The 1,790-nt window shown below is 55.7% G+C and carries 4 protein-coding genes and 1 pseudogene; all 5 read right to left on the reverse strand.

Features of this window, described 5'->3' with window-relative positions:
• Positions 1 to 170 (reverse strand): annotated as a pseudogene (locus PHW99_RS13525) (type II toxin-antitoxin system RelE/ParE family toxin); the annotation flags it as partial.
• A gap of 14 nt (positions 171 to 184) precedes the next feature.
• The gene (locus PHW99_RS13530) at positions 185 to 487 is read right to left on the reverse strand and encodes a type II toxin-antitoxin system Phd/YefM family antitoxin (RefSeq protein WP_300178445.1); all 303 of its coding nucleotides are present in this window, start codon (positions 485 to 487) and stop codon (positions 185 to 187) included.
• Positions 488 to 559: 72 nt separating this feature from the next.
• Positions 560 to 805, reverse strand: a complete 246-nt coding sequence (locus tag PHW99_RS13535) for a toxin-antitoxin system HicB family antitoxin (protein ID WP_300178448.1) — start codon at positions 803 to 805, stop codon at positions 560 to 562.
• The gene (locus tag PHW99_RS13540; RefSeq protein ID WP_300178451.1) at positions 802 to 1,227 is read right to left on the reverse strand and encodes a putative toxin-antitoxin system toxin component, PIN family; all 426 of its coding nucleotides are present in this window, start codon (positions 1,225 to 1,227) and stop codon (positions 802 to 804) included. Before PHW99_RS13540 ends, PHW99_RS13535 begins: the two co-directional genes overlap by 4 nt.
• A gap of 118 nt (positions 1,228 to 1,345) precedes the next feature.
• Positions 1,346 to 1,789, reverse strand: coding sequence for a 6-carboxytetrahydropterin synthase QueD (gene queD / locus PHW99_RS13545; RefSeq protein WP_300178454.1), 444 nt, complete (start codon positions 1,787 to 1,789; stop codon positions 1,346 to 1,348).
• Position 1,790 lies beyond the last annotated feature (1 nt).

The raw sequence follows: 1,790 nt of genomic DNA on the forward strand, positions 1-1,790 counted from the left end.
CGCCTGCCCATGCGGGGAAAGCGCTCCAGGTTGGGAATGACGGTATCCGAGAGTTCATCCAGCAGCGCGTCAAAAGCCTGTGGTGCATCAGCCGCCAGCAAAAAGGCTTCGACCTCTTCAAGGTTGCGCTCAAAGTTCGCGGTGAGCTTGACGAGATGCTTAGCTGCCACGGCACTGATCCTGATCAGGCTTGGGGCTTGGCCTCACGGCGACGCTTCAACGCAGCCAAGGTGGTGCGCGCATCCTTCACCTTGCCTGCGGCAATGTCGTCCAAGCCCTTACCCGCATCGTCCATCAGCAACAGGTGAATACGCTCGCGCTCCAGTTGGTGGTAGTAGTCCAGCCGCCGGGAGTCGATGATGGCGACGTAGCTCTCGCCATTCTTGGTGATGATTTTTTCAGCGCCAGCCTTGACCTGCTCGACCAGGTCCGACAAGGTGGCGCGAGCCTGAGTAAGGGGAACCACATCGCTTGCAGTGAATGCCATGACAGACTCCGGTGGGTTGAAAAGTGTACAGAATACTGTGCATTATGCGCTTACCAGTCATGCAACGAATGATCAATCCGGCTTGATTTCATCCCCCGCCACAGGCGCAACATCCGGCACGGCTTGCAAAAACCGTTCAAAGTCCGCCCGCTTGCCCAAGGCAGCTTCGCGGCGCAGATAGTCCAGCGTCTGGAACGATGCCATCTTTTCTGCTGCGGCGCTGGCGATGAACTGATTGACGGATATGCCATCCTGGCGAGCCAAAACCTTGATACTTTCATGCACTGAGTTGGGTAAACGAATGGTGAGTGCGGTCATGTTGTGGGCTCCTTCAAAATGTGCAAAAACTCGGCAGGTGTAATGGCCTTGATACCCAATTCCTCGGTACGTCGAAAGTCCTTCACGTTGTGCGTAACGATGTAAGTGCAAGCTGCTGCCACCGCACACTCCAGAATCATGTCGTCGTCTGGGTCACGCAAAAAAGGCCGCCACAGAAAATGGATGTCCTGCAAACGCGCCAAAGATGCCAAGTACCGAACGAAGCTCAGCACCATGTCGGGGCTCACGCCGGGTGGCAAATGCTCAGGACGACTCAGCACCGACAACCATTCCGTATACACAGCGACTGACAGACAAATCTGGAAATGCGGATTTGGCAACGATGCCACCAGCGCATAACTCGCGCCTTGGCGGGAACGTGCGGCGGCAACCAACACTGACGTATCAAAAACAACATTCATGGTTACACCTATATAACCATCATCTTAAACTCTTCCTTACTTTCTTGTCTACTGCAATGACCACCCGTTCAAAGTCCAAGTCTGCGCGACGCCACCATTGAGCCAGCCACAGCCCCTTTCACCCATCCACCTCCGCCCAACAATTAGGCGTTTCATACAACGTCACCTTGGCCAGCGACAAATGCCGGCCAAAGCGGTCGTGGTAGACCTCTTTGAGGATGTCAAAGGCGGTTTTGGCCAGGTTTTCTACGGTGGGCACGCGGTCGATGACGACCGTCTTGTGGTTCGGCATGCTGTCCAGAAAAGTACGCACTGCGGTGTCTTTTTCATAGACGATGAAGGCATGATCCCAGAGCTTGACCAGGTGTTCGTGCGCCAGCGCCTTGATGTCGCCGAAGTCCATGATCATGCCGTTGTCAGACTGGCCGTCTTGCTGCACCACGTCGCCGGTCAGGGTGATGAGCAGGGTGTAGCGGTGGCCGTGCAGGTTGCGGCACTGGCTGTTGTGGTCGGGAATGCGGTGGCCGGCATCGAATTCCATTTTGCGGGTGATGGTGAGCATG

The organism is Rhodoferax sp., assembly GCF_028689305.1.
Lineage (GTDB): Bacteria > Pseudomonadota > Gammaproteobacteria > Burkholderiales > Burkholderiaceae_C > Rhodoferax.